This is a genomic window from Nocardioides dilutus (assembly GCF_054779555.1).
This window is the reverse complement of sequence record NZ_BAAGYA010000002.1, coordinates 701,161-723,220: the sequence shown is the minus strand read 5'-3', so window position 1 is coordinate 723,220 and position 22,060 is coordinate 701,161. Positions and strand designations below refer to the sequence as shown.

General features: G+C 70.2%; 25 protein-coding genes and 1 pseudogene. 9 read left to right on the top strand and 17 right to left on the bottom strand.

The window, feature by feature from the left end; all coding sequences use genetic code 11:
- Nucleotides 1-3: 3 nt before the first annotated feature.
- On the bottom strand, nucleotides 4-1,419 hold the full coding sequence (lpdA, locus tag ACYVC6_RS13170) for a dihydrolipoyl dehydrogenase (RefSeq protein WP_460714754.1): 1,416 nt from the start codon (nucleotides 1,417-1,419) through the stop codon (nucleotides 4-6).
- Nucleotides 1,420-1,510: 91 nt separating this feature from the next.
- Between lpdA and ACYVC6_RS13165 the strand changes: the two genes are divergently transcribed.
- Nucleotides 1,511-1,963 (top strand): gamma-glutamylcyclotransferase family protein, encoded by a 453-nt coding sequence (locus ACYVC6_RS13165; protein ID WP_460714752.1) that lies wholly within the window; start codon nucleotides 1,511-1,513, stop codon nucleotides 1,961-1,963.
- Nucleotides 1,964-1,973: 10 nt separating this feature from the next.
- Here ACYVC6_RS13165 and ACYVC6_RS13160 read toward each other — a convergent pair whose 3' ends face one another.
- The gene (locus tag ACYVC6_RS13160) at nucleotides 1,974-2,345 is read right to left on the bottom strand and encodes a VOC family protein (RefSeq protein ID WP_460714750.1); all 372 of its coding nucleotides are present in this window, start codon (nucleotides 2,343-2,345) and stop codon (nucleotides 1,974-1,976) included.
- A gap of 33 nt (nucleotides 2,346-2,378) precedes the next feature.
- Between ACYVC6_RS13160 and ACYVC6_RS13155 the strand changes: the two genes are divergently transcribed.
- Complete coding sequence (locus ACYVC6_RS13155; RefSeq protein ID WP_460714748.1) at nucleotides 2,379-3,179, top strand: purine-nucleoside phosphorylase; 801 nt, start codon at nucleotides 2,379-2,381, stop codon at nucleotides 3,177-3,179.
- 14 nt (nucleotides 3,180-3,193) lie between these two features.
- Nucleotides 3,194-3,688: pseudogene (locus tag ACYVC6_RS13150) on the top strand (NAD-dependent epimerase/dehydratase family protein); the annotation flags it as partial.
- Between the two features lie 197 nt (nucleotides 3,689-3,885).
- Here ACYVC6_RS13150 and ACYVC6_RS13145 read toward each other — a convergent pair.
- Nucleotides 3,886-5,208 (bottom strand): MFS transporter, encoded by a 1,323-nt coding sequence (locus tag ACYVC6_RS13145; protein ID WP_460714746.1) that lies wholly within the window; start codon nucleotides 5,206-5,208, stop codon nucleotides 3,886-3,888.
- A gap of 9 nt (nucleotides 5,209-5,217) precedes the next feature.
- Nucleotides 5,218-5,667, bottom strand: a complete 450-nt coding sequence (locus tag ACYVC6_RS13140) for a MarR family winged helix-turn-helix transcriptional regulator (protein WP_460714744.1) — start codon at nucleotides 5,665-5,667, stop codon at nucleotides 5,218-5,220.
- A gap of 91 nt (nucleotides 5,668-5,758) precedes the next feature.
- Between ACYVC6_RS13140 and ACYVC6_RS13135 the strand changes: the two genes are divergently transcribed.
- Nucleotides 5,759-6,136, top strand: a complete 378-nt coding sequence (locus ACYVC6_RS13135; RefSeq protein WP_460714742.1) for a MerR family transcriptional regulator — start codon at nucleotides 5,759-5,761, stop codon at nucleotides 6,134-6,136.
- Between the two features lie 45 nt (nucleotides 6,137-6,181).
- Nucleotides 6,182-7,189: an aldo/keto reductase gene (locus ACYVC6_RS13130; protein WP_460714740.1), complete on the top strand. Its 1,008-nt coding sequence runs from the start codon at nucleotides 6,182-6,184 to the stop codon at nucleotides 7,187-7,189.
- A gap of 12 nt (nucleotides 7,190-7,201) precedes the next feature.
- Here the strand turns inward: ACYVC6_RS13130 and nadE are convergent, their stop codons facing one another.
- From nadE to ACYVC6_RS13095, 7 genes are read right to left on the bottom strand one after another with little or no spacing between them, the layout of a single operon-like run.
- A complete protein-coding gene (nadE, locus tag ACYVC6_RS13125) occupies nucleotides 7,202-8,191 on the bottom strand; it encodes an NAD(+) synthase (protein WP_460714738.1) in 990 nt (329 codons plus the stop codon).
- On the bottom strand, nucleotides 8,188-10,185 hold the full coding sequence (asnB, locus tag ACYVC6_RS13120) for an asparagine synthase (glutamine-hydrolyzing) (protein WP_460714736.1): 1,998 nt from the start codon (nucleotides 10,183-10,185) through the stop codon (nucleotides 8,188-8,190). Before asnB ends, nadE begins: the two co-directional genes overlap by 4 nt.
- Complete coding sequence (locus ACYVC6_RS13115; RefSeq protein WP_460714734.1) at nucleotides 10,185-10,415, bottom strand: hypothetical protein; 231 nt, start codon at nucleotides 10,413-10,415, stop codon at nucleotides 10,185-10,187. The genes asnB and ACYVC6_RS13115 overlap by 1 nt, the downstream gene beginning before the upstream one ends.
- Nucleotides 10,412-10,816: a holo-ACP synthase gene (gene acpS, locus ACYVC6_RS13110; RefSeq protein WP_460714732.1), complete on the bottom strand. Its 405-nt coding sequence runs from the start codon at nucleotides 10,814-10,816 to the stop codon at nucleotides 10,412-10,414. Before acpS ends, ACYVC6_RS13115 begins: the two co-directional genes overlap by 4 nt.
- Before the next feature lie 2 nt (nucleotides 10,817-10,818).
- Entirely contained in the window at nucleotides 10,819-11,481 is a 663-nt protein-coding gene (locus tag ACYVC6_RS13105) for a hypothetical protein (protein ID WP_460714730.1), read from the bottom strand.
- A gap of 1 nt (nucleotide 11,482) precedes the next feature.
- Nucleotides 11,483-12,994, bottom strand: coding sequence for a class I adenylate-forming enzyme family protein (locus tag ACYVC6_RS13100; protein WP_460714728.1), 1,512 nt, complete (start codon nucleotides 12,992-12,994; stop codon nucleotides 11,483-11,485).
- Complete coding sequence (locus ACYVC6_RS13095; RefSeq protein ID WP_460714726.1) at nucleotides 12,991-13,287, bottom strand: acyl carrier protein; 297 nt, start codon at nucleotides 13,285-13,287, stop codon at nucleotides 12,991-12,993. Before ACYVC6_RS13095 ends, ACYVC6_RS13100 begins: the two co-directional genes overlap by 4 nt.
- Nucleotides 13,288-13,459: 172 nt before the next feature.
- On the opposite strand from ACYVC6_RS13095, the gene ACYVC6_RS13090 reads away from it, so the two are divergent.
- Nucleotides 13,460-14,146 carry a serine O-acetyltransferase gene (locus ACYVC6_RS13090; protein WP_460714724.1) on the top strand — a complete coding sequence of 229 codons (687 nt, stop codon included), beginning with the start codon at nucleotides 13,460-13,462 and terminating at the stop codon, nucleotides 14,144-14,146.
- Between the two features lie 24 nt (nucleotides 14,147-14,170).
- Here ACYVC6_RS13090 and ACYVC6_RS13085 read toward each other — a convergent pair whose 3' ends face one another.
- The 4 genes from ACYVC6_RS13085 to ACYVC6_RS13070 form a co-directional block, all read right to left on the bottom strand.
- Entirely contained in the window at nucleotides 14,171-15,004 is an 834-nt protein-coding gene (locus tag ACYVC6_RS13085) for a S1 family peptidase (protein ID WP_460714722.1), read from the bottom strand.
- An 80-nt stretch (nucleotides 15,005-15,084) separates the two neighbouring features.
- Nucleotides 15,085-15,816 carry a class I SAM-dependent DNA methyltransferase gene (locus tag ACYVC6_RS13080; RefSeq protein WP_460714720.1) on the bottom strand — a complete coding sequence of 244 codons (732 nt, stop codon included), beginning with the start codon at nucleotides 15,814-15,816 and terminating at the stop codon, nucleotides 15,085-15,087.
- Between the two features lie 58 nt (nucleotides 15,817-15,874).
- Nucleotides 15,875-16,060 (bottom strand): hypothetical protein, encoded by a 186-nt coding sequence (locus tag ACYVC6_RS13075; protein WP_460714718.1) that lies wholly within the window; start codon nucleotides 16,058-16,060, stop codon nucleotides 15,875-15,877.
- Nucleotides 16,061-16,075: 15 nt separating this feature from the next.
- Nucleotides 16,076-16,762 carry a GAF and ANTAR domain-containing protein gene (locus ACYVC6_RS13070; RefSeq protein ID WP_460714716.1) on the bottom strand — a complete coding sequence of 229 codons (687 nt, stop codon included), beginning with the start codon at nucleotides 16,760-16,762 and terminating at the stop codon, nucleotides 16,076-16,078.
- Nucleotides 16,763-16,928: 166 nt separating this feature from the next.
- Between ACYVC6_RS13070 and ACYVC6_RS13065 the strand changes: the two genes are divergently transcribed.
- The gene (locus ACYVC6_RS13065; protein WP_460714714.1) at nucleotides 16,929-17,345 is read left to right on the top strand and encodes an ANTAR domain-containing protein; all 417 of its coding nucleotides are present in this window, start codon (nucleotides 16,929-16,931) and stop codon (nucleotides 17,343-17,345) included.
- 782 nt (nucleotides 17,346-18,127) lie between these two features.
- Here the strand turns inward: ACYVC6_RS13065 and ACYVC6_RS13060 are convergent.
- Nucleotides 18,128-18,691: a HEAT repeat domain-containing protein gene (locus ACYVC6_RS13060; protein WP_460714712.1), complete on the bottom strand. Its 564-nt coding sequence runs from the start codon at nucleotides 18,689-18,691 to the stop codon at nucleotides 18,128-18,130.
- An 18-nt stretch (nucleotides 18,692-18,709) separates the two neighbouring features.
- Between ACYVC6_RS13060 and ACYVC6_RS13055 the strand changes: the two genes are divergently transcribed.
- The gene (locus ACYVC6_RS13055) at nucleotides 18,710-20,377 is read left to right on the top strand and encodes a phospho-sugar mutase (RefSeq protein WP_460714710.1); all 1,668 of its coding nucleotides are present in this window, start codon (nucleotides 18,710-18,712) and stop codon (nucleotides 20,375-20,377) included.
- Nucleotides 20,378-20,392: 15 nt separating this feature from the next.
- On the opposite strand, the gene ACYVC6_RS13050 is transcribed toward ACYVC6_RS13055, so the two are convergent.
- Nucleotides 20,393-21,043, bottom strand: coding sequence for a hypothetical protein (locus ACYVC6_RS13050; RefSeq protein ID WP_460714708.1), 651 nt, complete (start codon nucleotides 21,041-21,043; stop codon nucleotides 20,393-20,395).
- A 23-nt stretch (nucleotides 21,044-21,066) separates the two neighbouring features.
- Between ACYVC6_RS13050 and deoC the strand changes: the two genes are divergently transcribed.
- Nucleotides 21,067-22,053, top strand: coding sequence for a deoxyribose-phosphate aldolase (gene deoC / locus ACYVC6_RS13045; RefSeq protein WP_460714706.1), 987 nt, complete (start codon nucleotides 21,067-21,069; stop codon nucleotides 22,051-22,053).
- Nucleotides 22,054-22,060 lie beyond the last annotated feature (7 nt).

The window sequence follows — 22,060 nt, the reverse complement described above, 5'->3', positions numbered from 1 at the left end:
GGCTCAGAGATTGATCATGTGGCCGGCGATGCCCTCGACGGCTTCCTTCATGGCCTCCGACAGGGTCGGGTGCGCGAAGACGTTGCGCGCGACCTCGTCGGCGGTGAGGTCCCATTGCCGGGCGAGGGTCAGCGCCGGCAGCAGCTCGGTGACCTCGGGACCGATCATGTGGGCGCCGATGATCTCGTTGTACTTCGCGTCGGCCACGATCTTGACGAAGCCGACGCCCTCGGCCATGCCGCGCGCCTTGCCGTTGGCCGAGAACGGGAACTGCGCCGTCTTGACGTCGTAGCCCTTCTCCCTGGCCTGCTCCTCGGAGTAGCCGAACGAGGCGATCTGGGGCTGGCAGAACGTCGCGCGCGGGATGAAGTCGAAGTCGATCTCGACGGTGTCGGCGCCGGCGATGGTCTCGGCCGCGACGACGCCCATCGCCTCGGCGGTGTGGGCGAGCATCAGCTTGCCGGTGACGTCGCCGATCGCGTAGATGCCGTCGACGTTGGTACGGCCGCGGGCGTCGACCGCGATCGCGCCCCGGTCGGTGGTCTCGACGCCGGTGGCCTCCAGCCCGTAGCCGTCCAGACGAGGCGCGAAGCCGAACGCCGCCAGGAACTTGTCCGCCTCGAGCACCTTCGACTCTCCGCCGGCCGCCGGGCTGACGGTCACCTTGACCCCCGACCCGGTGTCCTCGACGGAGTCGACCTTGGTCGAGAGCAGCACTTCGACGCCGAGCTTCTTGTACTGCTTGAGGAGCTCCTTGGACACGTCGGCGTCCTCGGTCGGCACCATCCGGTCCAGGAACTCGACGATCGTGACGTCGACCCCGAAGTTCTTCATGACGTAGGCGAACTCGACGCCGATGGCGCCGGACCCGCCGATGATGATCCGGCCCGGGAGCTCGGCGTCGAGGATCTGCTCCTCGTAGGTGACGACGTTGTCGCTCAGCGACATCCCGGGCAGCATCCGGACCTTCGCGCCGGTGGCGATGATCAGGCTGTCGCACGTGTAGGACGCCTTGTTGCCATCCTTGTCCACCTCGACCGTGTGCCGGCCGTCGACCGTCCCCTTGAGGGTCCCCCAGCCGTCGAGCTCGGTGATCTTGTTCTTCTTCATCAGGTAGTGCACGCCCTTGGCGCTCGCGTCGGCCACCCCGCGGCTGCGCGCGTGCGTCGGGCCGTAGGCCATCGTGGGCTCGCCCTCGATCCCGAACGTCTTCCGCTCGTGGGTGATGATGTGGGCGATCTCCGCGTTGCGCAGCAGCGCCTTGGAGGGGATGCAGCCGACGTTGAGACAGACGCCGCCCCAGTACTTCTCCTCGACCACCGCCGCCGTCTTGCCGAGCTGGGAGGCCCTGATCGCGGCGACGTAGCCGCCGGGCCCGGCACCGAGGACGAGGACGTCGAAGTGGTTCTCTGCGGTCACCGTTGCAGCCTAGTCGGCTGGTTACGCTCCTCTGCGTGACCCTTCACCCCACGACGCCACTCGCTTCGCTCGCGCCGGCGCGGGGACCCCGATGACGCTTTATGCCGCCTACGGGACGAACCTCGACCCCGAACGCATGGGCGAGCGGTGCCCCCACTCACCCCTGCACGCGACGGGCTGGCTGACGGGGTGGAGGCTGACCTTCGGCGGCGAGGACCTCGGCTGGGACGGCGCCCTCGCGACCATCGTCCAGGACCCGTTCGAGCAGGTCTTCGTCGCTGTCTACGACGTCACCCGCGAGGACGAGTCCGCCCTGGACAGCTGGGAGTCGGCCGACTCCGGGCTCTACCGCAAGACCAAGGTGCGGGTCGCCACGATGACCGAGGAGCTGGTCGTGTGGACCTACGTGCTGGACGCGTTCGAGGGCGGCCTGCCGTCGGCGTCCTACCTCGGGGTCCTCGCCGACGCCGCCGAGGCCGCCTCAGCGCCTGACGACTACGTGGCCGCACTCCGAGCCCGGCCCTGCCGGTCCCTGGGACATTAGGAGCGGGCCACTAGACGTCGCCTCGGTGGCAGACCGCCTCGACGTTGTTGCCGTCGGGGTCGCGGACGAAGCCGCCGAAGTAGGTCTCGTGGTACTCCGGCCAGAGCCTCGGTTCGTGCAGCACCTCGGCGCCGCGGGCCCGGGCGGCCTCCACGAAGGCGCGCACCGTGGCCGCGTCCGCCGCGGTGAAGGCGATGTGCACCTCGCGGTTGGGGCCCATCCCCTCGAACGTCGACAGCCAGAAGTCCGGCTTGTCGGTGCCGTAGCCGATGGCCACCCCGAAGTCCATGAGCCGACGGTGACCCAAGGGAGCCAGCACGTCGTCGTAGAACGCCGAGGACTCGGCGAGATCACTGCAGTTGATTCCGAAGTGGTCGAGCATGCGCTCACCATAGGACCGTCTTAGGGTGAGCGCGTGAGCGAACAGGACCCCTACGCCCTGGCCGACGAGGCCGCCGCACGTCTTGCCGAGCTGACCGGCGTCGGACGCCACGACGTGGCCATGGTGCTGGGGTCGGGCTGGCTGCCGGCCGTCGAGGCGCTGGGCCCGGCCGCGGCCGAGATCGACGCCACCGAGCTGCCGGGCTTCGGGGAGGCCGCGGTCGCGGGCCACTCGGGCAAGATCCGCTCGCTCGACCTGGCCGGGGTCCGGGCGCTGGTCTTCCTGAGCCGCACCCACTACTACGAGGGCAAGGGCGTCGCGGCCGTCGTGCACGGCGTACGCACCGCCGCCGCCGCCGGCTGCCGCACCATCGTGCTCACCAATGGCTGCGGCAGTCTCAGGGAGGTCTGGGAGCCAGGGACGCCCGTGCTCATCAGTGACCACATCAACCTGACCGGACGCTCACCCATCGTCGGCGCGAAGTTCGTCGACCTGACCGACCTCTACAGCGCGCGGTTGCGGGCGCTGGCCAGGCGGATCGACCTGACCCTCGACGAGGGCGTCTACGTCCAGTTCCCCGGACCCCACTACGAGACCCCGGCCGAGGTCCGGATGGCCGGGCTGCTGGGCGGGCAGCTGGTCGGCATGAGCACCGCGCTCGAGGCGATCGCCGCCCGCGAGGCCGGCATGGAGGTGCTGGGGATCAGCCTGGTCACCAACCTGGCCGCGGGGATCAGCCACGAACCGTTGAACCACGAGGAGGTCCTCGAAGCAGGGCGGGCCGCAGCGACCCGGATGGGCAGTCTCCTCGGCCACCTCGTCCCGCTGCTGTAGTGGCTGGTCAGGTCATGCGCGTTCTGGTCACCGGCGCCGCCGGGAGCATCGGTCAGGTCCTCACCGTCGGCCTGGCCGACCGCGGGCTCGATGTGGTCGCCTTCGACCGGGTCCCCGCACCCGACGGCAGCGACATCCCGTGGCACACCGGCGACTGCGCGGACGCGGACGCCGTCGCCGCCGTGTTCGCCGCCCAGGCGTCCAGGGGTCAGTCCCTCGACGCGGTGGTGCACCTGGCCGGCCACCCGGGCGAGTCGTCGCTGCCCGACTCGCTCACGTCCCACACGGTGACCACCGCGGCCCTCCTCGACGCGATGGTCGAGCACGGTGTCCGGCGGTTCGTCTACGCCGGCTCCAACCACGCGGTGGGCCGGACCCCGCGACCCCGGGACAGCGAGATCACCGCCGAGCACCGGCCTCGTCCGGACACCTTCTACGGCGTCGGCAAGGTCGCCGCCGAGGCCGTGATGAGCCTGTACGCCGACCGCTACGGCCTGGACGTCATCTCCTGCCGGATCGGGTCGTTCCTGCCCGAGCCGACGACGCTGCGCCACCTGTCGACCTGGCTGTCCCATGACGACTGCGTGCGGATGTTCGAGGCGGCCCTGACCGCTCCCGCGCCCGGCTACGCCGTGGTCTACGGCATCTCGCGCAACACCCGCGCGTGGTGGGACCTCGCGCCGGGGCGGGCACTCGGCTACGACCCTCAGGACGATGCGGAGATGTTCTCGTCGAGGATCGCCTCGCGACCCGAGGACGAGGTGGAGACGGCGTTCGTCGGCGGACCGTTCGTGACCGAGACGTTCTTCCGGCCCGCGCTCGACCGCTCGTAGACGAGCACCGCAACAACGACGCCGACCAGCACCAGGGCGCCGCCGAGGATGAGGGTCCACCGGGCACCGAGCTCCTCGCCGATCCAGCCGACCAGCGGCGCGCCCAGCGGGGTGCCGCCCATCACCACGGTCATGTAGATCGCCATGACCCGGCCGCGGTAGACCGGGTCGGCGGCCAGCTGCATCGTCGCGTTCGCGGAGTTCAGCAGGGTGATGACGAAGAACCCGATCACCGGCGCGAACAGCGCGAAGGTGAGATAGCTCGGCAGCAGCCCGGCGACGATCTCCGCCACCCCGAACCCGGTGGCGGCGACGAGCAGCAGCCGCAGCCGGATCCGGGGACGACGGGCGGCCAGCAGCGCGCCGGTCAGCGACCCGACCGCGACCGCGGACCCGAGGACGCCGAACTCGCCTGCGCCCTTGTCGAAGACCTGGGTGGCCATCAGGGCGGAGGTGATCTGGAAGTTCATCCCGAAGGTGCCGGCGAAGAACACCAGGACCAGCACCATGAGCATCGTGGGTTGGGTGCGTACGTAGCGCACGCCGTCGACCAGCATCCCCGGGCTCCGCGGCTGGATCTCTGCGGGATGGAGCAGCGACTCGTCCATCCGCCGCAGCTGCCAGATCACCGCGAAGTACGACACCCCGTTGAGCAGGATCACCCACCCTGCCGCGCGGGCGCCGCTGCCGAGCAGCGCGATCAGCAGGCCCGCTGAGGCCGGCCCGAGCAGCCGCGCCAGGTTGAACGCCGCGCCGTTGAGCCCCACCGCGTTGGTCAGGTCGTCCCGGTCGACCATCTCGGAGGTGAAGCTCTGCCGGGCCGGACCGTCGAAGGCGGTGCCGATCCCGAACACGAACGCCAGTACATAGACCATCCACACCTCGGCCTGACCGGACACGGCCAAGGCGCCGAGGGCGAGGGACGAGAGCGCCATGCTCAGCTGGGTCAGCTGGAGCAACGCCCGCTTGGGGAACCGGTCCGCGATCACCCCGGCGTACGGCGAGAGCAGCAGGATCGGCAGGAACTGCAGGCCGGTGGTGATGCCGAGCTCCGAGCCGCCGGTGCCGGGCAGGCTGAGCACCAGCCAGTCCTGGGCCACCCGCTGCATCCAGGTGCCGGTGTTGGAGACGACGCTCCCGGCGAAGTAGAGGCGGAAGTTGTGGTTGCGCTCGAGGGTGCGGAACATCTGTGACATACGGCTGGCTCAGGCCTCCTCGGCAAGTCGTTGGAGCAAGGGGGCGGCGGCGCGGAGCACGTCGCGCTCCTCGGCGGTGAGGTCACGCAGCTGCCGGGACAGCCACTCGTCACGGCGCCGACGGTCGGCCAGCACCCTTGCGCGGCCCTCGGAGGTCAGCTCGACCACGACGACACGGCCGTCGGTCTCGTGCGCCTTGCGGGTGACGTAGCCACCGTCCTCGAGAGCGTTGATGTGCCTGGTCATGCTCGGGGGCTGCACCCGCTCGAGGGCCGCCAGGTCGCCGACGGTCAGGTCACCGTGCCGGTAGAGCGAGCCCAGCACGCTCATGGAGGCGATGCTCAGCTCGTTGCCCGGCTCCCGCTCGTTGGCGAGGCGGCGGCGCAGGCGCATGACCGAGACCCGCAGCTCGGCGGCGAGTCCGGCGTCGGTGCGGGCAGCTCGTTGGACGGTAGGCATGTCGTTAGCCTAACTCATTACCTAGGCTAACTAATTCCCGACGGCAGCAACGTCTTGACCTGGAGTGCACTCCAACCCTGACACTGGGCAGGTGGACGGACGTGGACTGACCATCGCCGAGGCCGCCGAGCGGACCGGCCTGACTGCCGACACCCTTCGCTACTACGAACGTGGCGGGCTGATGCTGCGCGAGATCCCTCGTGGCGCATCCGGTCACCGCCGCTACGCCGAGCAGGACCTGGGCTGGATCCAGCTCATCACCAAGCTGCGCTCCACGGGAATGCCGATCCGCGACGTACGCCGCTACACCGAGCTCTGCCGGGCCGGGGACGGCAACGAGCTCGAGCGCCTCGAGCTGCTGCGCTCCCACCGGCAGGTCGTGCTGGCCCGCCTCGCCGAGGTGCAGGACCACCTCGGCGCGATCGACTACAAGATCGGCCTCTATGAGACGCGCGTGTCAGCCGCGTAGTCCTGGGTTGACCTGGAGCGCGCTCCAAGGAGTTCAGTGGTGGGCATGACTCTCCAACGACGCACTCTCGGCACCACATCGGGTCCATCCTCTTCGGCCCTCGAGGTCTCCACCCTCGGCCTCGGTTGCATGGGCATGTCCGAGTTCTACGGGACCGGCGACGACACGAACGGCATCGAGACCATCCAGCGGGCGCTCGACCTGGGCGTGACCTTCCTCGACACCGCCGACATGTACGGCCCCTTCACCAACGAGGAGCTCGTCGGCAAGGCGATCGCCGGCCGGCGTGACGAGGTCCAGCTCGCCACCAAGTTCGGCAACGAGCGCAACCCGGACGGCAGCTGGATCGGGATCAACGGCCGACCCGACTACGTCCGGTCCGCCTGCGACGCCTCGCTCGGGCGACTGGGCGTGGACCACATCGACCTCTACTACCAGCACCGGGTCGACACCACCGTGCCGATCGAGGAGACGGTCGGTGCCATGAAGGAGCTGGTCGAGGCCGGCAAGGTCCGCCACCTCGGGCTGTCCGAGGCCGCGGCCGACACGATCCGCCGCGCCCACGCGGTGCACCCGATCACCGCGCTCCAGAGTGAGTGGTCGCTGTTCACCCGCGACCTCGAGGACGAGATCGTGCCCACGGTCCGCGAGCTGGGCATCGGCCTGGTGCCCTACTCACCGCTGGGCCGCGGCATCCTGACGGGCGCCGTCACGGCCGACACGCTCGAGGCCGGCGACTCGCGGGCGGCCGGCTGGTTCCCGCGCTTCGAGGGCGAGGCGCTGGACGCCAACCTGCGGCTCGTCGCCAAGGTCCGCGAGCTGGCCGAGGCCAAGGGCTGCACGCCCGGCCAGCTCGCCCTCGCCTGGCTGCTGGCACAGGGCGACGACGTCGTACCGATCCCAGGCACCAAGCGGATCCCCTACCTCGAGGAGAACGTCGGCGCCGCGGATGTGGTGCTCTCCGACGACGACCTGAAGGCGCTCGAGGACGCGGTCCCTCGCGACGCCGTGGCCGGCGACCGGTACGGCGACATGAGCAGCGTCAACCGCTAGTCGCTCAGGTCTTCAGACCTCCGGCACCTCGGCCACGAGCTGAGGCTCCCGGTGCAGGTAGGCCGTCGTGCTGCGCTTCTGGTCGATGTCGCGGTAGACCCGGTGCACCTGCTCGACGGTCAGGTCAGTGGCAGCCGCCACCTCTTCGACGGGAACGTCGTGGTTCTTGCCGAACAGGCACAGGTCCATCCGCTCGTAGGGCAGGGAGAAGTAGAACTCCTCCTGTGACTGCGCCAGTGAGTAGGTGTCGGTCGTGGACGGCCGGCAGCGGATCTCCCCGGGGACGCCGAGGTGCTCGGCCAGGGCGTAGACCTGCGACTTGTAGAGGTGGGCGATCGGCTTGACGTCGGCCGAGCCGTCGCCGAGCTTCACGAAGAACCCCTGGTCGTACTCGAGCCGGTTGGGGGTGCCCGAGACGACGTAGTTGAGCCGGTCGGCGTGGTAGTACTCGAGCATCTTCCGCACGCGCTGCTTGAAGTTCGTGGCCGCCACGATGCCCAGGTAGGCGTCGTGGGTGAGGCGGTGCTTGGTCTCGGTGCCGTCGGGAGCCTTCACCACCACCGAGTAGAGCCGGAAGCTGTCGGACTCGATGACGCTGGGCAGGACGATCTTGGACCGGAACCCGGGCCCGTAGTCCGGGACCACCATCCGGATCGCGTCGTCGCGTCGCTGGTAGCAGCCGGCGGCCTCGAGGATCGGGGAGATCTCCTCGAGCGTGGAGTCGATGCCGAGCGAGTCGGCGAGCAGCCGGCTCAGCGTCAGCGTCCTGGGCGAGGACTCGCGCTCGGGCATGTGCAGCCCGAAGACCCGCTCCTTTCCCAGCGCGGCGACGCACAATGCCGCGACGACGCTGGAGTCGATCCCGCCGGAGAGGGCGACGACGACGCCCTTGCGCCTGGACTCCCGCAGGTAGCCGGCCAGGCACTCGCGGACCCGCGCCGTCTCCGCCTCGGCATCGATCTGCAGGCTCGCTGCGGAGAAGCGTGGGGCCGGCGTGGTCATCGACCGCTCCCATCGTGGGTGACGAGGTCGACGGCGACCTCCGGTGGCGGCAGTGCGCGCTCTGCTGCTGACCAGTCGTCCCCCTCGACGAAGGCGTCGTGGACCAGCTGCGTGGAGAGTACTGCCAGGACCCGCATGTTGTCGGTGTTGCTCATGTTCTCGCCCCGGGTCCTGGATGCCTTGGCCATCAGGCCCGCCACCCGCGCCGGCTCGAAGACGCCCGCCGCCCTGATCTCGCGCTCCGAGGTCAGCTCGTCGATCCAGGCGGGGCGCCCCGGTGCGAAGAAGCTCGCCGCGTCCGGCGCACGGTAAGGCTGCTTGGGCCGGCGGAGGATGCCGGACGGGACCAGGTCGCCGAAAGCCTGCTTGAGCAGATACTTCTCCTCCAGGCCGAACAGCTTGTGCCGGGCCGGGAGGGTGTTGGCGAGGTCGACCACGTCCGGGTCGAGGAACGGGAACCTGCCCTCGACCGAGCTCGCCATCAGCATCCGCTCGCCCTGTGAGCTCAGGATGTAGCCGGCGAGCAGGGTCGTCATCTCCAGCCACTGAGCACGGCTCAGCGGGTCCCACTCAGCGCTGCCCGGCGGCATGGACCCGACCACGTTCGGGGTGTCGCCGCGGTCGATCTCGGCACGCAGGTCCGCCGACAGCAGGCCCTTGAGCGCGGCGGTCGAGTCCCAGCGCGGTCTGTGCGAGAGGCCCGGGTCGGCAGGGTCGAGGTTGCGGCCGAAGAACGAGCGCGCGAACGCCGGCACCTGGCCGGGCGAACGGGCCATCCACGGATAGAGGAGCTCCGCCGCCCGGGCACGCTTGGCCGACTCCGGCTCACGGGCCCAGAACAGCCGCACCCGCGCCTCGCGGAAGATGTCGTAGCCGGCGAGGACCTCGTCGGCGCCCTCGCCGGTGACCACGACCTTGTAGCCGTTGTTGCGCACCAGTCTGGCGAGCAGGAAGAGCGGTGCCGGCGCCGCCCGCAGCACGGGGGTCTCGGTGTGCCGGACCACCTCGGGGAACACGTCGGCGATCTCCGCGGGCGAGACGACCACGTCCTCGTGCTCGGTGCCGAGCCGGGCCGCCATCTCCTTCTGCCAGCGCCCCTCGTCGAGGTCGTCCTCGGAGAACCGCAGCGAGAACGTGTGCAGCGGGGTGTCGGTGTAGTGCGAGATGACCGCCGCCGTGATGGACGAGTCGAGCCCGCCCGAGAGATAGGCGCCGACCGGGACGTCGCTGCGGAGGAACCGCAGCCGGGTCGCCTCGAGCAGCTTCTCGCGCAGCGCCTCGGCGCTCGCACGTGTGTCCTGGCCCGGCTCCCGGCCCTGCTCCGGGAACGAGATGCGCCAGTACGCCGCCGTGCGCAGCCCGTCGCGGTCCAGGACCGCGAAGTGTCCCGGCTCGAGCTGCTCGACGCCGCGGAAGACCGTGCGCGGGGCGACCGTGGACCAGTAGGTGAAGGTCTGGTCGAGCCCGGCCGGGTCGAGAGCCCGCTCGAGCGACGGATCGGCGAACAGCGCCTTGACCTCCGATGCGAACATCAGCCCGCCCGGCGTGCGGGCGAAGAACAGCGGCTGCATCCCGACCCGGTCCCGCGAGAGGACCAGGCGCTCCTCGCGCCGGTCCCACAGCGCGAGGGCCCACTGTCCGTTGAACCGGGAGAAGCAGTCCGGGCCCCACTCCTCCCAGGCGTGCACGATCACCTCGGTGTCGCTCGCGGTGCGAAACTCGTGACCCCGACCGCGCAGCTCCTCGCGCAGCTCGACGTAGTTGAAGATCTCGCCGTTGAAGGTGACCCACAGGGTCTCGTCCTCGTTGGACAGCGGCTGGGCCCCGCCGGCGGCGTCGATGATGGCGAGGCGGTTGTGGCCGAGCGCGGCGACCCGGTCCCGGTAGTAGCCGTTGCCGTCCGGGCCGCGGTGGCCGAGCCGGCCCATCATCCGGCGCAGCAGGGCCAGGTCGGGTGGCGCGCCGGTGGACACGATCCCGCAGATGCCGCACATCAGGCGTGGCCTCGCCGCTCGACCAGATCGGCCACCGCGGCCGGGTCACCCATGACGGCGGGTGTGATGTCGTCGTCGCTCAGCACGATCCCGAGCGAGTCCTCGAGCAGGATGGCGGTTCTGACCGCCTCCAGCTCCGGATCGGCGTCCGGGTCCCGGAGCCCCTCGGCATCGCTGAGGATCTGCGTGACGAGGTCAGGGTCGAGGCTTGGGTCGAGGCCGTGGCTCACCCGCCACTCCCGTCCGTCCACGTCACCAGCGCGGTCGCGGTGGCGTAGTCGTCGCAGTGGGACAGGGAGACCTTGATCTCGCGTACGCCGGCCCGCGTCGCGGCGTCCTGCAGTGCCCCTGACAGCGTGACCGAGGGCGCGCCCGACGGGCCCGAGACGATCTCGATCGACCGCCACGGCAACGGGCCGTCGAGCTCCACCGGAAGCGCCTTCGACACGGCCTCCTTGGCCGCGATCCGGGCGGCGAGGTGGCGGCTGGGCACGGCCATCCGGGTGCAGTAGCCGATCTCCGTCGGGGTGAACCACCGGTCGAGGAAGGTCGACCCACGGGCCTCGACGAGGGCTGCGATCCGGGCGACGGACACGATGTCGGTCCCCACCTCGGTCTCGACGGCGGCCATCGCTAGATCCTTCCACCGCGCGCGGCGCGGGCGACGGTCCTGAGCCACGCCGCGGCCGCGACCTCGGCGCCGGCGTCATTGAGGTGACCGAGGTCCGACGCGTAGCCGTCGAACAGGGCGAAGTAGCCGGATCCGTCGTGCCGGCCGCTCACCCGGGTGCCGTCGGGCCTCGTCGACTCCACCGCGGCGAGGTCGAAGAGGTGCTGGCCTGCGTAGGCGTCGCGGATCAGGGCGTTCAGCCGCTCGCGGACGGCGTTCTCATCGGGACCGAAGCGGTCGTTGCCGGTGAGCCTGGCCCGGAGCCTCGACAGCCCACTCCGCTCGGTCGTGAGCGGCACGGTCACGTGCACGAAGGTGACGGTGGGGTGGTCCCGCTCGAGTGCCGACAGCGTCGTCCGGTAGGTCCCGAAGAGGGCGTCGACGTCGGTCTGGACGGTGACGTCGATGTAGCAGAGCTTCATCATGGCGACGTCGACCTGCGCGCCGAGGCCCCCGCGCACCCGGGTGTCGAAGTCCGCGATCTTGGAAAGGGGGTCCTCGTTGTCGCCGATGAGGGCGTCGTGGACGACCGGCACGGGCTCGCCCCGGTCGGCCAGGCGCCGGACGCCGTCGAGCACGTTCTGCCCGACGGACTGGTGTCCGAAGAACACCCGGATCCCAGCCATGTCAGCCAACTCCCTGCCCCGCCGTCTCGGCACCGGACGCCATCTCCCGCAGGCGGGCCTTGGCGGTCTTGCCGTTGACCGTGAGCGGCAGCGCGTCCAGGACGCGGACGGACGCGGGCACCATGTGCTTGGGCAGGTGGGTGCGCATGAACGCCGAGACGTCCTCGGTGCTCAGCTGTGCCCCCGGCCGGAGGGTGACGAACAGGACGACCGCCTCGCCCGCATCGTCGTCGGCGACACCGACCGCGGCGGCCGAGACAAGGCCGTCGAGCCGCAGCGCACAGGCCTCGACCTCCTGGCTCGAGATCCGGTGGCCCCACGACTTGATGAAGTCGTCGCTCCGGTCGACGATGAAGATGAACCCCTCGTCGTCGACCACCGCCACGTCGCCGGTGCGCAGCCCGTGGGACGTGAACTTGGCCGCCGTCGCATCCGGGTCGTCGAGGTAGCCAGGGCTGATGTTGTCGCCTCGGGCATAGATCTCTCCGCGCACGCCCGGCGGCACCTGCCGGCCCTCCTCGTCGAGGACCCTCAGTTCGACGCCGGGGATGCCACGGCCGACCGAGCCGAGCTTGTCGTCGAGGCGCTCGGGTGGGAGGTAGGACAGCCGGGCCGTGGCCTCGGTCGCGCCGTACATCACGAACACGCGCGCTCCAGGCTGGGCGGCCCGCAGCTCCTCGATGAGCACCGGTGACAGCTTGCCCCCGGCCTGCTGGACCAGCCTGAGCGACGGCAGCGGCCGGGACGCGAAGCTGCTGGCCCGCAGGAGGAGCTGATAGGTGGAGGGCACCCCCGCCAGCACGGTGCAGGCCTCGCGGTCCAGCAGGTCGATGGCGGTCTCGGGGTAGACGAAGGAGTGGCACAGCACGAGCCGGGCGCCGACACGCAGGTGGGTGTGCAGGAGGGAGGCGCCGTAGCAGTAGGAGAACGGGAGGATCACCAGCGCACGGTCGTCCGCACGCAGACCGAGGTATTCGACGATCGAGTCGGTGTTGGCGCGGATGTTGCGATGCGTCACCCGCACGGCGCGCGGGGCGGCCGTCGTGCCCGAGGTGAACATCAGGACAGCGTCGCCGTCGGGGTCCGTCTCGCTTTCGGGCCAGTGCGGGGCACGCGGGGTGACGAGTGCCTCGTCGGTGACGACCGGGACGTCCGCGTCGAACGCGGAGGCGAACCGGCGCAGCGCGCGCCGGTCGGCGACCACGGCGTCGAGGTGCACGAGTCCGGCGTTGCGGGCGACGTCGTCCGGGGTGAGCTTGTCGAAGAAGGGAACGGCGACGAGGTCGAGCTTCATCGCCGCGAGGTAGCCGGCGATCCAGAACAGGGAGTTGGGGCCGAGCACACCCACCCGCCCGCCTGGCGGGAGGCCCAGCTCCGCCAGCTCGGCGGCGAGGGCGCCGCAGGCCACGCGCAGCTGCGCGTAGGTGTGGTGCTGCCCGCCGTCGACGACGGCAACGTCACCATCTGCTCCCTGCTCGAGCAGGTAGTCGGCGGCGTTGGTCCCGGAGCTCACCCCGTGAGCCGTTCCCCGGTCCCGGCCGGACGGCCCTCGTCACGGCCCTGCTTGCGCTGCACGAACCGAGTGAGGTTGGCGACGGTGTCGAGGTTGCTGGGCACGGGGTCCTCGTCGGAGACCTCGATCCCGAACTGGGACTCGAGGAACTCGATCAGCTCCAGCACACCGGTGGAGTCGATGATGCCGCCCTCTACGAGGGAGTCACCGTCCTGCGGGGACCGTGAACGGTCGCCGAAGAGGAAGTTGGTGACGATGAAGTCGACCAGCTCCGACCGGATCCGTGCTTCCACATCACGACTCTAGGCCGCCGCGTGCACGCGTGTGCGACGAACTCGCGGCTTGGGTGCATGACTACGAACACGCCATGATCGGCCGGGGTCCTTCGCGCATCGGTCGAGTCGTGCACGACAATGGCGCCGTGGTCGCTCAGACCACGAGCTGCCGCTGGTGCGAAGGGGAGACATGCCGGCCACGTGCGTCTGCGAGGGTGCGAGCCTGCGCGACGCGATCCGCCAGGACATCGACCGCTACGTCGCGATCGCCGAGCGCGACGGCCACTCGGGCGCACTGGCCCGGTTGCGCGTGCCGCTGTCGCTCAAGCTCCTCGCGGTGACGAACTACCGGGTCACCCATGCGCTCGTCACCAGGGTGCGGCCCCGGGTGGTCGGCCGGGCGCTCGGCGCGCTGTCGTTCATCGGTCAGCGGGTGTTCAGTGCGGTCACCGGTCTCGAGATCGACCCGCATGCCCACCTCGGACCCGGGCTGATGATCCCCCACGACGGCCACATCGTCATCGGCCCCGTCCGGGTCGGCCGCCACTGCACGATCTCCCACAGCGTCACTATCGGCCAGGGGTTGCAGGGCGACGGCCCGGCCCACGAGGACACCCCCGTCCTCGGGGACCGGGTGTGGGTCGGCCCCGGCGCCGTGATCGCCGGCCCGATCCAGGTCGGCTCCGATGCCTCCGTGGGTGCCAACAGCGTGCTGCTGCGCGACGTGCCGCCTCGCGGTGTCGTGCTCGGCGTTCCCGCTCGGCTGCTGTCGCACAAGGGCAGCTTCGCCCAGGTCTACTACCGCGGCATGGCCGACGACCCCGAGCGCCGCCTGGCCCTGGAAGCGAGCGTCACCGGAACCGACCCAGCGACCTGAGCACCGCTCGAGAGGGGGCCGGCCTCAGCGCTTCTTGCGGCCCTTCGTCGCCGCCGCCGCGTTGATTCCCGTGGTGGAGGTGACGAACTGGTGGATCGACGGGTTGTTGACCTCGCCGTAGACACCCGGGAACTCGGGCACGGCGCAGCCGAGTCCGTAGCTGACGATGCCGACCTGGACCAGGCGACCATCGCTGAGGTTGCCGAACAGCGGACCGCCGGAGTCGCCCTGGCAGGAGTCACCACCCAGCGTCTCGGCACAGACCTCGGACTGCGGCTGGAACCCCATCAGCCCGTTCGTCGTGCAGCTCTGGTCCGCGACGGCTTCGACGTCGACCGCCTTGAGATCCGCCGGGATGAACGGCGAGCCGAAGAACTCGGTCCCCCAGCCGGCCACCGTGAGCGCCGCGCCGTCCTGCTCGAGGCTGTCCTCGCCGACCGGGACCAGGGCGATCGCCGGCGCGGCGATGTCGGTGGTGACGTGGATCAGTGCCGCGTCGAAGGTGCCGGTGTCCTCGTAGTCGGGGTGCACGACGATCCGGTCGACCGACAGGGTCTGCCCGGTCGAGAGGTCGTCGAGGTTGGTCCGGCCCACACCGACCTGGATGTCTCCCGGGTTGGTGTCCACCATGCAGTGCGCCGCCGTGAGCACCCACCGCTGGGCGACGACCGAGCCGCCGCAGAAGTGGCCGTCGGTGCCCGAGGACCCCTTGGTCTGGATCGAGGCCATGAACGGGAACTCGCCGTCCTCGGCCTGGTAGCCGCCGACGATGGCCTGGCTCGGGCTGCTCGCGAGGCCTGCGGCGAGAGCGAGCCCGCCGGCAGCCGAGCAGACGGTGAGACGGGACGGGATGCGCATGGTGGTCCTTTCCGAGAGTGGCATAGACCAGTTCACAACGAGCCGGTCGCCCTCCGGTTATCCCGTGTCGAACCACGCCGTCAGAGCGGCTTGCGCCAGACGGAGACGTGGCTCTCGCTGTCGTTGGTGAACGGGCTCCCGAGCCAGTCGGCAGCTCGGCTCTCCAGCTCCATCCCCGCAAGCTGCGCCATCAGGTCGCACTCGGCCGGCCAGATGTAGCGGAAGTTGCTCGCGCCGTACTCGACGGAACCATCAGCCTGGCGGGTGTAGTGGTGGGACGTGCCCTGCTGGGTCGTCATGTCGTAGGTGTCGAAGCCGACGTGGCGCTCCCCGACGTGGAAGGGCACGGCCACCTGACCGGGTGGGAACCGCCGGATGCCGGGGACCCACAGCTCGATGACGAAGCGGCCGCCGGGAGCGAGGTGCCGGGCGGCGTTCGTGAAGCAGGCGACCTGCTCGGCCTGCGACCGAAGGTTGCCGATGCTGTTCCAGACGACGTAGACGAGCGAGAACTCTCCCGGCGCCCTGCTGGTGGCCATGTCACCCACCACGACGGGGATGTCCGAGCGCTTCTTGTGGAGCTCGTCGGCCATGGGCTGCGACAGCTCGATACCGGTCACCGACACCCCGCGGTCGGTCAGAGGGATCGCGACCCGGCCCGTACCGATGGCGAGCTCGAGAGCGGGTCCCTCGCCTGCCAGCTCGGCGAGGAAGTCGACCGCCGGGTCGAGGACGTCCGGCTCGAACATGAACGCCGAGGAGTCGTCGTAGCGTGCCGCGGTCTCGGCGTCCCAGTAGTCGCTGCTTGGCATCGAGGCCAGCGTGACCCGTCGTGCACCGCTGGTGCCACCGGTTTAGCGTCCCGGGCGGTCAGGCTGCCCAGTCGAGTCTGGTCTCGGGCAGGTTGCGGTAGATCTCCAGGACGAGTGGCCGGTCGTCGGTGCTGCCTTTGAGGGCTCGGGTGCCGGTGTGGTCGACGAGGTAGTAGCCGCCGTGGGGGTATCGACATCCGCCCTCGGAGGGTCCTGTCCACAACAGGTCGAAATGCATGACCACGGGCGGCGGCCCCTTCTAGTTGGGCGTCTCTCTGGTCCGGACGAGTTCCTCGGCAACACGGTTGAGCTTGATGTTCCGGTCTTGCGAGACCCGGCGGAGTACCGCGAAAGCCTGAGCCGGGGAGAGGTCAAAGCGTTCCATCAGGATGCCCTCGGCTCGCCCGATGACGGTGCGGACGTTGATCGCGGTCTCAAGGTGAGTGACGTTCTGCGCTTCCGCCAATGCCACAGCAACGTGGGCGGCAAGGGCCCCTCCGTTGTAGATGTCCTCGGTGTCGAACGCGTCGGCCCTGAGGGAGTACAGGTTCATCGCACCGAGGGTGTCGGCGGCGGTGAAGAGCCGGTAGCTCACGATGCTGGCGACGCCGATCTCCCTGGCGACACGTGGTCCCCAATTGGGCCAGCGAGGGTCGGTAGCCAGATCGCGGCCGAGCACGAGCTCCGACGTGTGGAGGGCGTCGAAACAAGGCCCCTCCTTCAGCTCGAACTGTAGAGAGTCCAGCTGCTTCAGGGCGTCGCCGCTCCCAGCAGGCGTATCGATACCGCGCGGACTGATGATGGACATCCCGGCAAGATCGCAACCCTCGATCATCTCGATGGCGATGTGGACGGCCTCGTCGAGCCTCTCCTGCGTGCTTGTCTTCTCCTGCATCGAGCGAGCCGCATCGGCAAGCTGCTGGAGGAACCTCTCGGGAGATGCCATGTCCGGACCTACCTCGGTCGCAGTCGCGGCTGGTTGCCACAACTGATGTGCATCCGCTGTGGACACGCTAACGCCGTCCGCGTAAGTTCAACGTATCGGGTTGGGATGACAGCCAGCGGCTTGAGATCGGATCGCCGCAACAGCTCCGCGCCGCTGGGAACACGGAATGCCTGTCCACCGCCTCCTCCTCCCCACGAACGATTCCCGCCACCCCGATACCCGCTTGTTCGACGCACTGCTCCAATGGCGAGACTCGGCCTGGACCGCTACCTCTGAGTGCCACGTTCCCGAACGCCGCGCGATTGACGCCAACCGCGCCACCATCGAGCGCGCCAAGGGCGCGTTGATGCAGCGCTACGGAATGGACTCCTTCCAGGCCTTCTCATTGATGGTCCGATGGGCTCGGCAGACCCGTACCCCCCTCCACACACTCGCCAAGACACTCGTCCAGGGCATCGACGATGCGGATCCACAGGCCGAGCGACGGCACCGCACGCTGACCCGATGGCTCGAGGTCCAGCTCCGCCACACCAACCCTGAGCCAGGCGATGCCGAACGACGCCGAACACCTCCCGACCGGTGACCGAACCCGGTCATGAGACTCCGCATCCTCGCAATGGGTGCGGGCAATGGGGGTGCGGGGGCACCGCTCACGCAGATGTGTGTCCCCGCACATCAACCCCCGACCACGCGCCAGCCCTCCAGGGGCAGGACGCGTTCGCAGATGAACCAACACCCAGAAGGACCGCCGACCAATGCGCCAGAGAATCACCCATACCCTGCGGTATCTCGCCAGACTCACCGGCCAGCACACCGCCCGGACCAACGCGGCCGAAGGCTGCGCCACCCTTCGGAAGCGACGACAAGACCAGCAACACGTCGACGAATACCTGCAAGGACAGCTGCTGACCCTGTCGGCCGAGGCCAAGAGGGAAAAACCTGGTGTGTAGCAAGCCGAAGTCACTGATCGCCACTAGCGCCGACTGAAAGAGATGGCACCATGCCCACACCGCGGCAGCGCAATGACCGATTGCTGGTGCACCTGTTGTCCAACGTCAACCAGGCTCGGGCTGGGGTTCGTGCCGGCCGAAGCGGCACCGGCATCTGGACCAACAGGTTCGACCGGCAGCAGCGGTGCGCGGATCTGGCGGAGGCGTTGGAGGCGTATGCGGCCGCCGCTGCGGACTCGGGTGTGCCGCTCCCATATCGCTACCGCGACGAGATGCGGCTCTACAGATCCATGGCAGGAGATCCGCGGGAGAGAGGTCCGTCTTCGGACCGACCTCAGACAACCATCGACCGCTAGCGTCATCCACGGGTCCAGCCCCGCCGTCCCATCTCCTGTCCCAAGCCGCTCGTTGCGCGTCACGAGCCCGCGAGCCACGGGTCCCGATCGCCGTCCAGCCGCGTTCCCAGCTGTTCGACGGCTCGCGCTGCCTGGCGCCGCACCCACTCCTCCCGGTCCTCGAGCCTGGCTCGCACCAGCTCGACGTGCTCGGTGTCGCCTACCACCCCGAGCGCCCGGAGTGCCTGGGCCCGCACCCGCGGCAGCTCGTGACTCAGCAGCGCGGCGGCCCCGTCACCCGCACCCGCGACGTCGTGACGAGCGACGACCTTGAGGCACATCTCGGCCGGCCGCCAGTGCTCGTCGGCGAGCCCGGCGACGACGGCGGGGGCGGCGCTGTCGTGCCAGACGTGCAGCAGGCCACGGGCGCCCCAGGTGCGCACCCAGTAGTCCTGCCAGGAGTCGCGGTCGAACACTGTGTCACCTGGCTGCCAGTTGTGCCCGGTGAGACAGCGCAGCTCCTCGACGTACGTCTCCCGCTCGGCGCCGCCCATCAGGTCGGTGCACACCGAGACGAACGCCGGCACACCGAGCCGCTCGGCCAGGCCGGCGATCAGCTCGCCCACGGCCGGCTTCGCAGTCACAAGTCCTAGGGTGCCCCCATGGGAGCCACCACCGACACCGAGAGCCTCGTTGCCCGGGCCCGCGCCTGGATCGCCGACGACCCCGACGAGCGAGACCGAGCCGAGCTCGCGGACGTCCTGGACGCGGTCGGCGCCGGTGACGCAGGCGCCTTGGCCGATCTCGCGGGCCGCTTCGACGGAACGCTGGAGTTCGGCACCGCCGGCCTGCGCGGCGCGGTCGGGGCCGGTCCCAACCGGATGAACCGGGCTGTCGTGAGCCGCGCGGCCGCCGGTCTCGCGGCCTACCTCAAGGACACCGGCGCGACGGGGCCCGTCGTGGTCGGCTTCGACGCCCGGCACCGCAGCGACGACTTCGCCCGGGACACCGCCGAGGTGATGACCGGTGCCGGGATCCCGGTGTGGCTCCTCCCCCGGCCGCTGCCGACGCCGGTGCTCGCCTACTGCATCCGCGAGCTGGGGTGCGCCGCCGGCGTGATGGTCACCGCGAGCCACAACCCCCCGCAGGACAACGGCTACAAGGTCTATCTCGGTGACGGCAGCCAGATCGTCCCGCCCGCGGACGCGGAGATCGCGGCCCGGATCGCCGCTGTCGGCTCGGTGACCGACCTGCCCCGTGGCACCGACGCCCGGACCCTGGGCGAGGACATCGTCGACCACTACCTCGACGACGTCGCCGACCTGGCCGGGGACGGGCCACGAGACCTGCGACTCGTCTACACCCCGCTGCACGGCGTGGGAGGCACCTCGGTGGTCCAGGTGCTCGAGACGGCCGGGTTCGAGGCACCGCGGGTGGTGAGCCAGCAGGAGCGCCCCGACCCGGACTTCCCCACGGTCGCGTTCCCCAACCCGGAGGAGCCGGGGGCGATGGACCTGGCGATGGCCCTGGCCGCCGAGCACGACGCGGACCTCGTGGTCGCCAACGACCCGGACGCGGACCGCTGCGCCGCTGCCGTCCCCACCCCGAGCGGCTGGCGGATGCTCCGTGGCGACGAGGTGGGCGCCCTGCTCGGACACCACCTGCTCCAGCGAGGTCGCACCGGCACCTTCGCCACCACGATCGTGTCCTCGACGCTGCTGGGCACGATGGCGCGCGCCGCCGGCCAGCCCTACGTCGAGACACTGACCGGGTTCAAGTGGATCGGCCGGGTCCCCGGGCTCGCCTACGGCTACGAGGAGGCGCTCGGCTACTGCTGCGACCCCGAGCACGTGAAGGACAAGGACGGCGTCTCGGCGCTGCTGCTGCTCTGCGAGCTGGCCGCGGAGACCAAGGCCGCCGGACGCAGCCTGCTCGACGTGCTCGACGACCTGGCGCTCGCGCACGGCCTGCACGCGACCGACCAGCTGGCGGTGCGGGTCGCCGACATCTCCCTGATCAGCCAGGCCATGGCCCGGCTTCGCGCCACGACGCCCGAGTCGCTCGGCGGGTTCGCCGTGGAGGGGGTCGACGACCTGGCGCTCGGCAGCCTGGAGACGACCGGGCTTCCGCCGACCGAGGGCCTGCGGTTCCGACTCGCCGAGGGCGCCCGCGTGGTGGTGCGACCGAGCGGCACCGAGCCCAAGCTCAAGTGCTACCTCGAAGTCGTCGTACCGGCGGACGGGCAGTCAGGCGTCGAGGCGGCGAGGATCTCCGCGGCGACCCGGCTCGACGCGCTCAAGCACGACATCGGGGTCGCCCTGGGGCTGTAGCCCGCGGACGTGAACTCAGCGGACCACCGTCACCACGAGCAACGCCGTGCTGAGCACCAGAGCCACGATCTCCGGCCAGGACGGCTGCCGTCGTACGTCGCGAGCCAGCGCCGCCGCCTCGTCGGAGTAGGCGCGGACGCCGTGCCGGGTCCTGGCGTCGGCGATCCGCTCGCGAAGCCGCTCCTCCACATGGTCGGCGTAGTCGACGGTCGTGGGCGGTCGTTCGGGGGCTGCCGCCGGGCCGACGGCGTCGTCCAGCCTGTCGGGCAGACGGGGCAGGAAGACGTGATCGGGCCGCTTCCCGCGCATGGCCTTGCGGAGCTTGCGCCCGACAGCGGGGCTGACGAACCTCTTCTCCCCGACTCGCACCGCCAGCACCTGCCGCACGACGAGCTGGTCGATGGCGGCCAGGGGGACATGGATCGTCTCCAGCATGTTCCGCAGGTGCAGGGTGTCGCGGGAGACCGACACCCGGGGGCGGAGCAGCGAGGCCCAGGCCAGGACCCCGCCGACCAACGCGCCCGCCGCGACCGGTGCCGGCACCCCATCGCGGTCCCCCACCCACAGTCCGGCGACGCCGGCGGCGATCAGCAGCCCCAGAACCCCCACGATCCGACCGCCGGTCGGCGCGAAGTGCTCGAGGTCCTCGAGGGATTCGTCGGCCACACCCGCCAGCCTATGCTGGCTCGATGAGCACCACCCCCACGCTCGCGGCGGGATCACCGCACACCGACCTGGCGGACGTCACCCACTCCGACGCGACCCTCCGGCGCTTCCTCGAGGGGCTGCCCGGCGTCGACCAGGTCGGCGCCGAGACGCGCGCGGCGGGGCTGAGCACGCGGTCGATCAAGACCACCGCCAAGGCGTACGCCGTGGACCTGGCGATCCGGATGGTCGACCTGACCACCCTGGAGGGCCAGGACACCCACGGCAAGGTGCGCACGCTGTGCGCCAAGGCGGTGCGGCCCGACCCGACAGACCCGACCTGCCCCTCCACCGCCGCGATCTGCGTCTACCCCGACATGGTCGCGACGGCCAAGGAGGCCCTGGGCGACAGCGGTGTCCACGTCGCCTCGGTCGCGACGGCGTTCCCCAGCGGCCGGGCGGCCCTGGACATCAAGCTCGCCGACACCCGCGACGCCGTCGAGGCCGGCGCCGACGAGATCGACATGGTCATCGATCGGGGCGCGTTCCTCTCCGGCCGCTACCTCCAGGTGTTCGAGGAGATCGTCGCCGTGCGCGAGGCCTGCGTCCGGCCGGACGGGTCCAGCGCCCATCTCAAGGTGATCATGGAGACCGGCGAGCTGCAGACCTACGACAACGTCCGCCGGGCCTCGTGGCTCTCGATGCTCGCCGGCGGCCACTTCATCAAGACGTCGACGGGCAAGGTGCAGCCGGCCGCCACCCTGCCGGTCACCCTGGTCATGCTGGAGGCGGTCCGGGACTTCCGCGAGGCCACCGGCCAGATGGTGGGAGTCAAGCCCGCCGGCGGGATCAGGACGAGCAAGGACGCGATCAAGTACCTCGTCACGGTCAACGAGGTGGCCGGCCCCGACTGGCTCGACCCGGACTGGTTCCGGTTCGGCGCCTCCACCCTGCTCAACGACCTGCTCATGCAGCGCAGCAAGCTGGCCACCGGCCACTACAGCGGCCCCGACTACGTGACGCTGGACTGAGGTAGCG

What these genes read in the sequence shown, in the direction of transcription:
- ACYVC6_RS13165 (WP_460714752.1), top strand. Translation starts at nt 1,511, where the DNA reads ATGACGCTTTATGCCGCCTACGGGACGAACCTCGACCCCGAACGCATG.
- ACYVC6_RS13160 (WP_460714750.1), bottom strand. Translation starts at nt 2,345, where the DNA reads ATGCTCGACCACTTCGGAATCAACTGCAGTGATCTCGCCGAGTCCTCG.
- ACYVC6_RS13145 (WP_460714746.1), bottom strand. Translation starts at nt 5,208, where the DNA reads ATGTCACAGATGTTCCGCACCCTCGAGCGCAACCACAACTTCCGCCTC.
- ACYVC6_RS13140 (WP_460714744.1), bottom strand. Translation starts at nt 5,667, where the DNA reads ATGCCTACCGTCCAACGAGCTGCCCGCACCGACGCCGGACTCGCCGCC.
- ACYVC6_RS13130 (WP_460714740.1), top strand. Translation starts at nt 6,182, where the DNA reads ATGACTCTCCAACGACGCACTCTCGGCACCACATCGGGTCCATCCTCT.
- nadE (WP_460714738.1), bottom strand. Translation starts at nt 8,191, where the DNA reads ATGACCACGCCGGCCCCACGCTTCTCCGCAGCGAGCCTGCAGATCGAT.
- asnB (WP_460714736.1), bottom strand. Translation starts at nt 10,185, where the DNA reads ATGTGCGGCATCTGCGGGATCGTGTCCACCGGCGCGCCACCCGACCTG.
- acpS (WP_460714732.1), bottom strand. Translation starts at nt 10,816, where the DNA reads ATGGCCGCCGTCGAGACCGAGGTGGGGACCGACATCGTGTCCGTCGCC.
- ACYVC6_RS13105 (WP_460714730.1), bottom strand. Translation starts at nt 11,481, where the DNA reads ATGGCTGGGATCCGGGTGTTCTTCGGACACCAGTCCGTCGGGCAGAAC.
- ACYVC6_RS13090 (WP_460714724.1), top strand. Translation starts at nt 13,460, where the DNA reads ATGCCGGCCACGTGCGTCTGCGAGGGTGCGAGCCTGCGCGACGCGATC.
- ACYVC6_RS13085 (WP_460714722.1), bottom strand. Translation starts at nt 15,004, where the DNA reads ATGCGCATCCCGTCCCGTCTCACCGTCTGCTCGGCTGCCGGCGGGCTC.
- ACYVC6_RS13080 (WP_460714720.1), bottom strand. Translation starts at nt 15,816, where the DNA reads ATGCCAAGCAGCGACTACTGGGACGCCGAGACCGCGGCACGCTACGAC.
- ACYVC6_RS13070 (WP_460714716.1), bottom strand. Translation starts at nt 16,762, where the DNA reads ATGGCATCTCCCGAGAGGTTCCTCCAGCAGCTTGCCGATGCGGCTCGC.
- ACYVC6_RS13065 (WP_460714714.1), top strand. Translation starts at nt 16,929, where the DNA reads ATGCCTGTCCACCGCCTCCTCCTCCCCACGAACGATTCCCGCCACCCC.
- ACYVC6_RS13055 (WP_460714710.1), top strand. Translation starts at nt 18,710, where the DNA reads ATGGGAGCCACCACCGACACCGAGAGCCTCGTTGCCCGGGCCCGCGCC.
- deoC (WP_460714706.1), top strand. Translation starts at nt 21,067, where the DNA reads ATGAGCACCACCCCCACGCTCGCGGCGGGATCACCGCACACCGACCTG.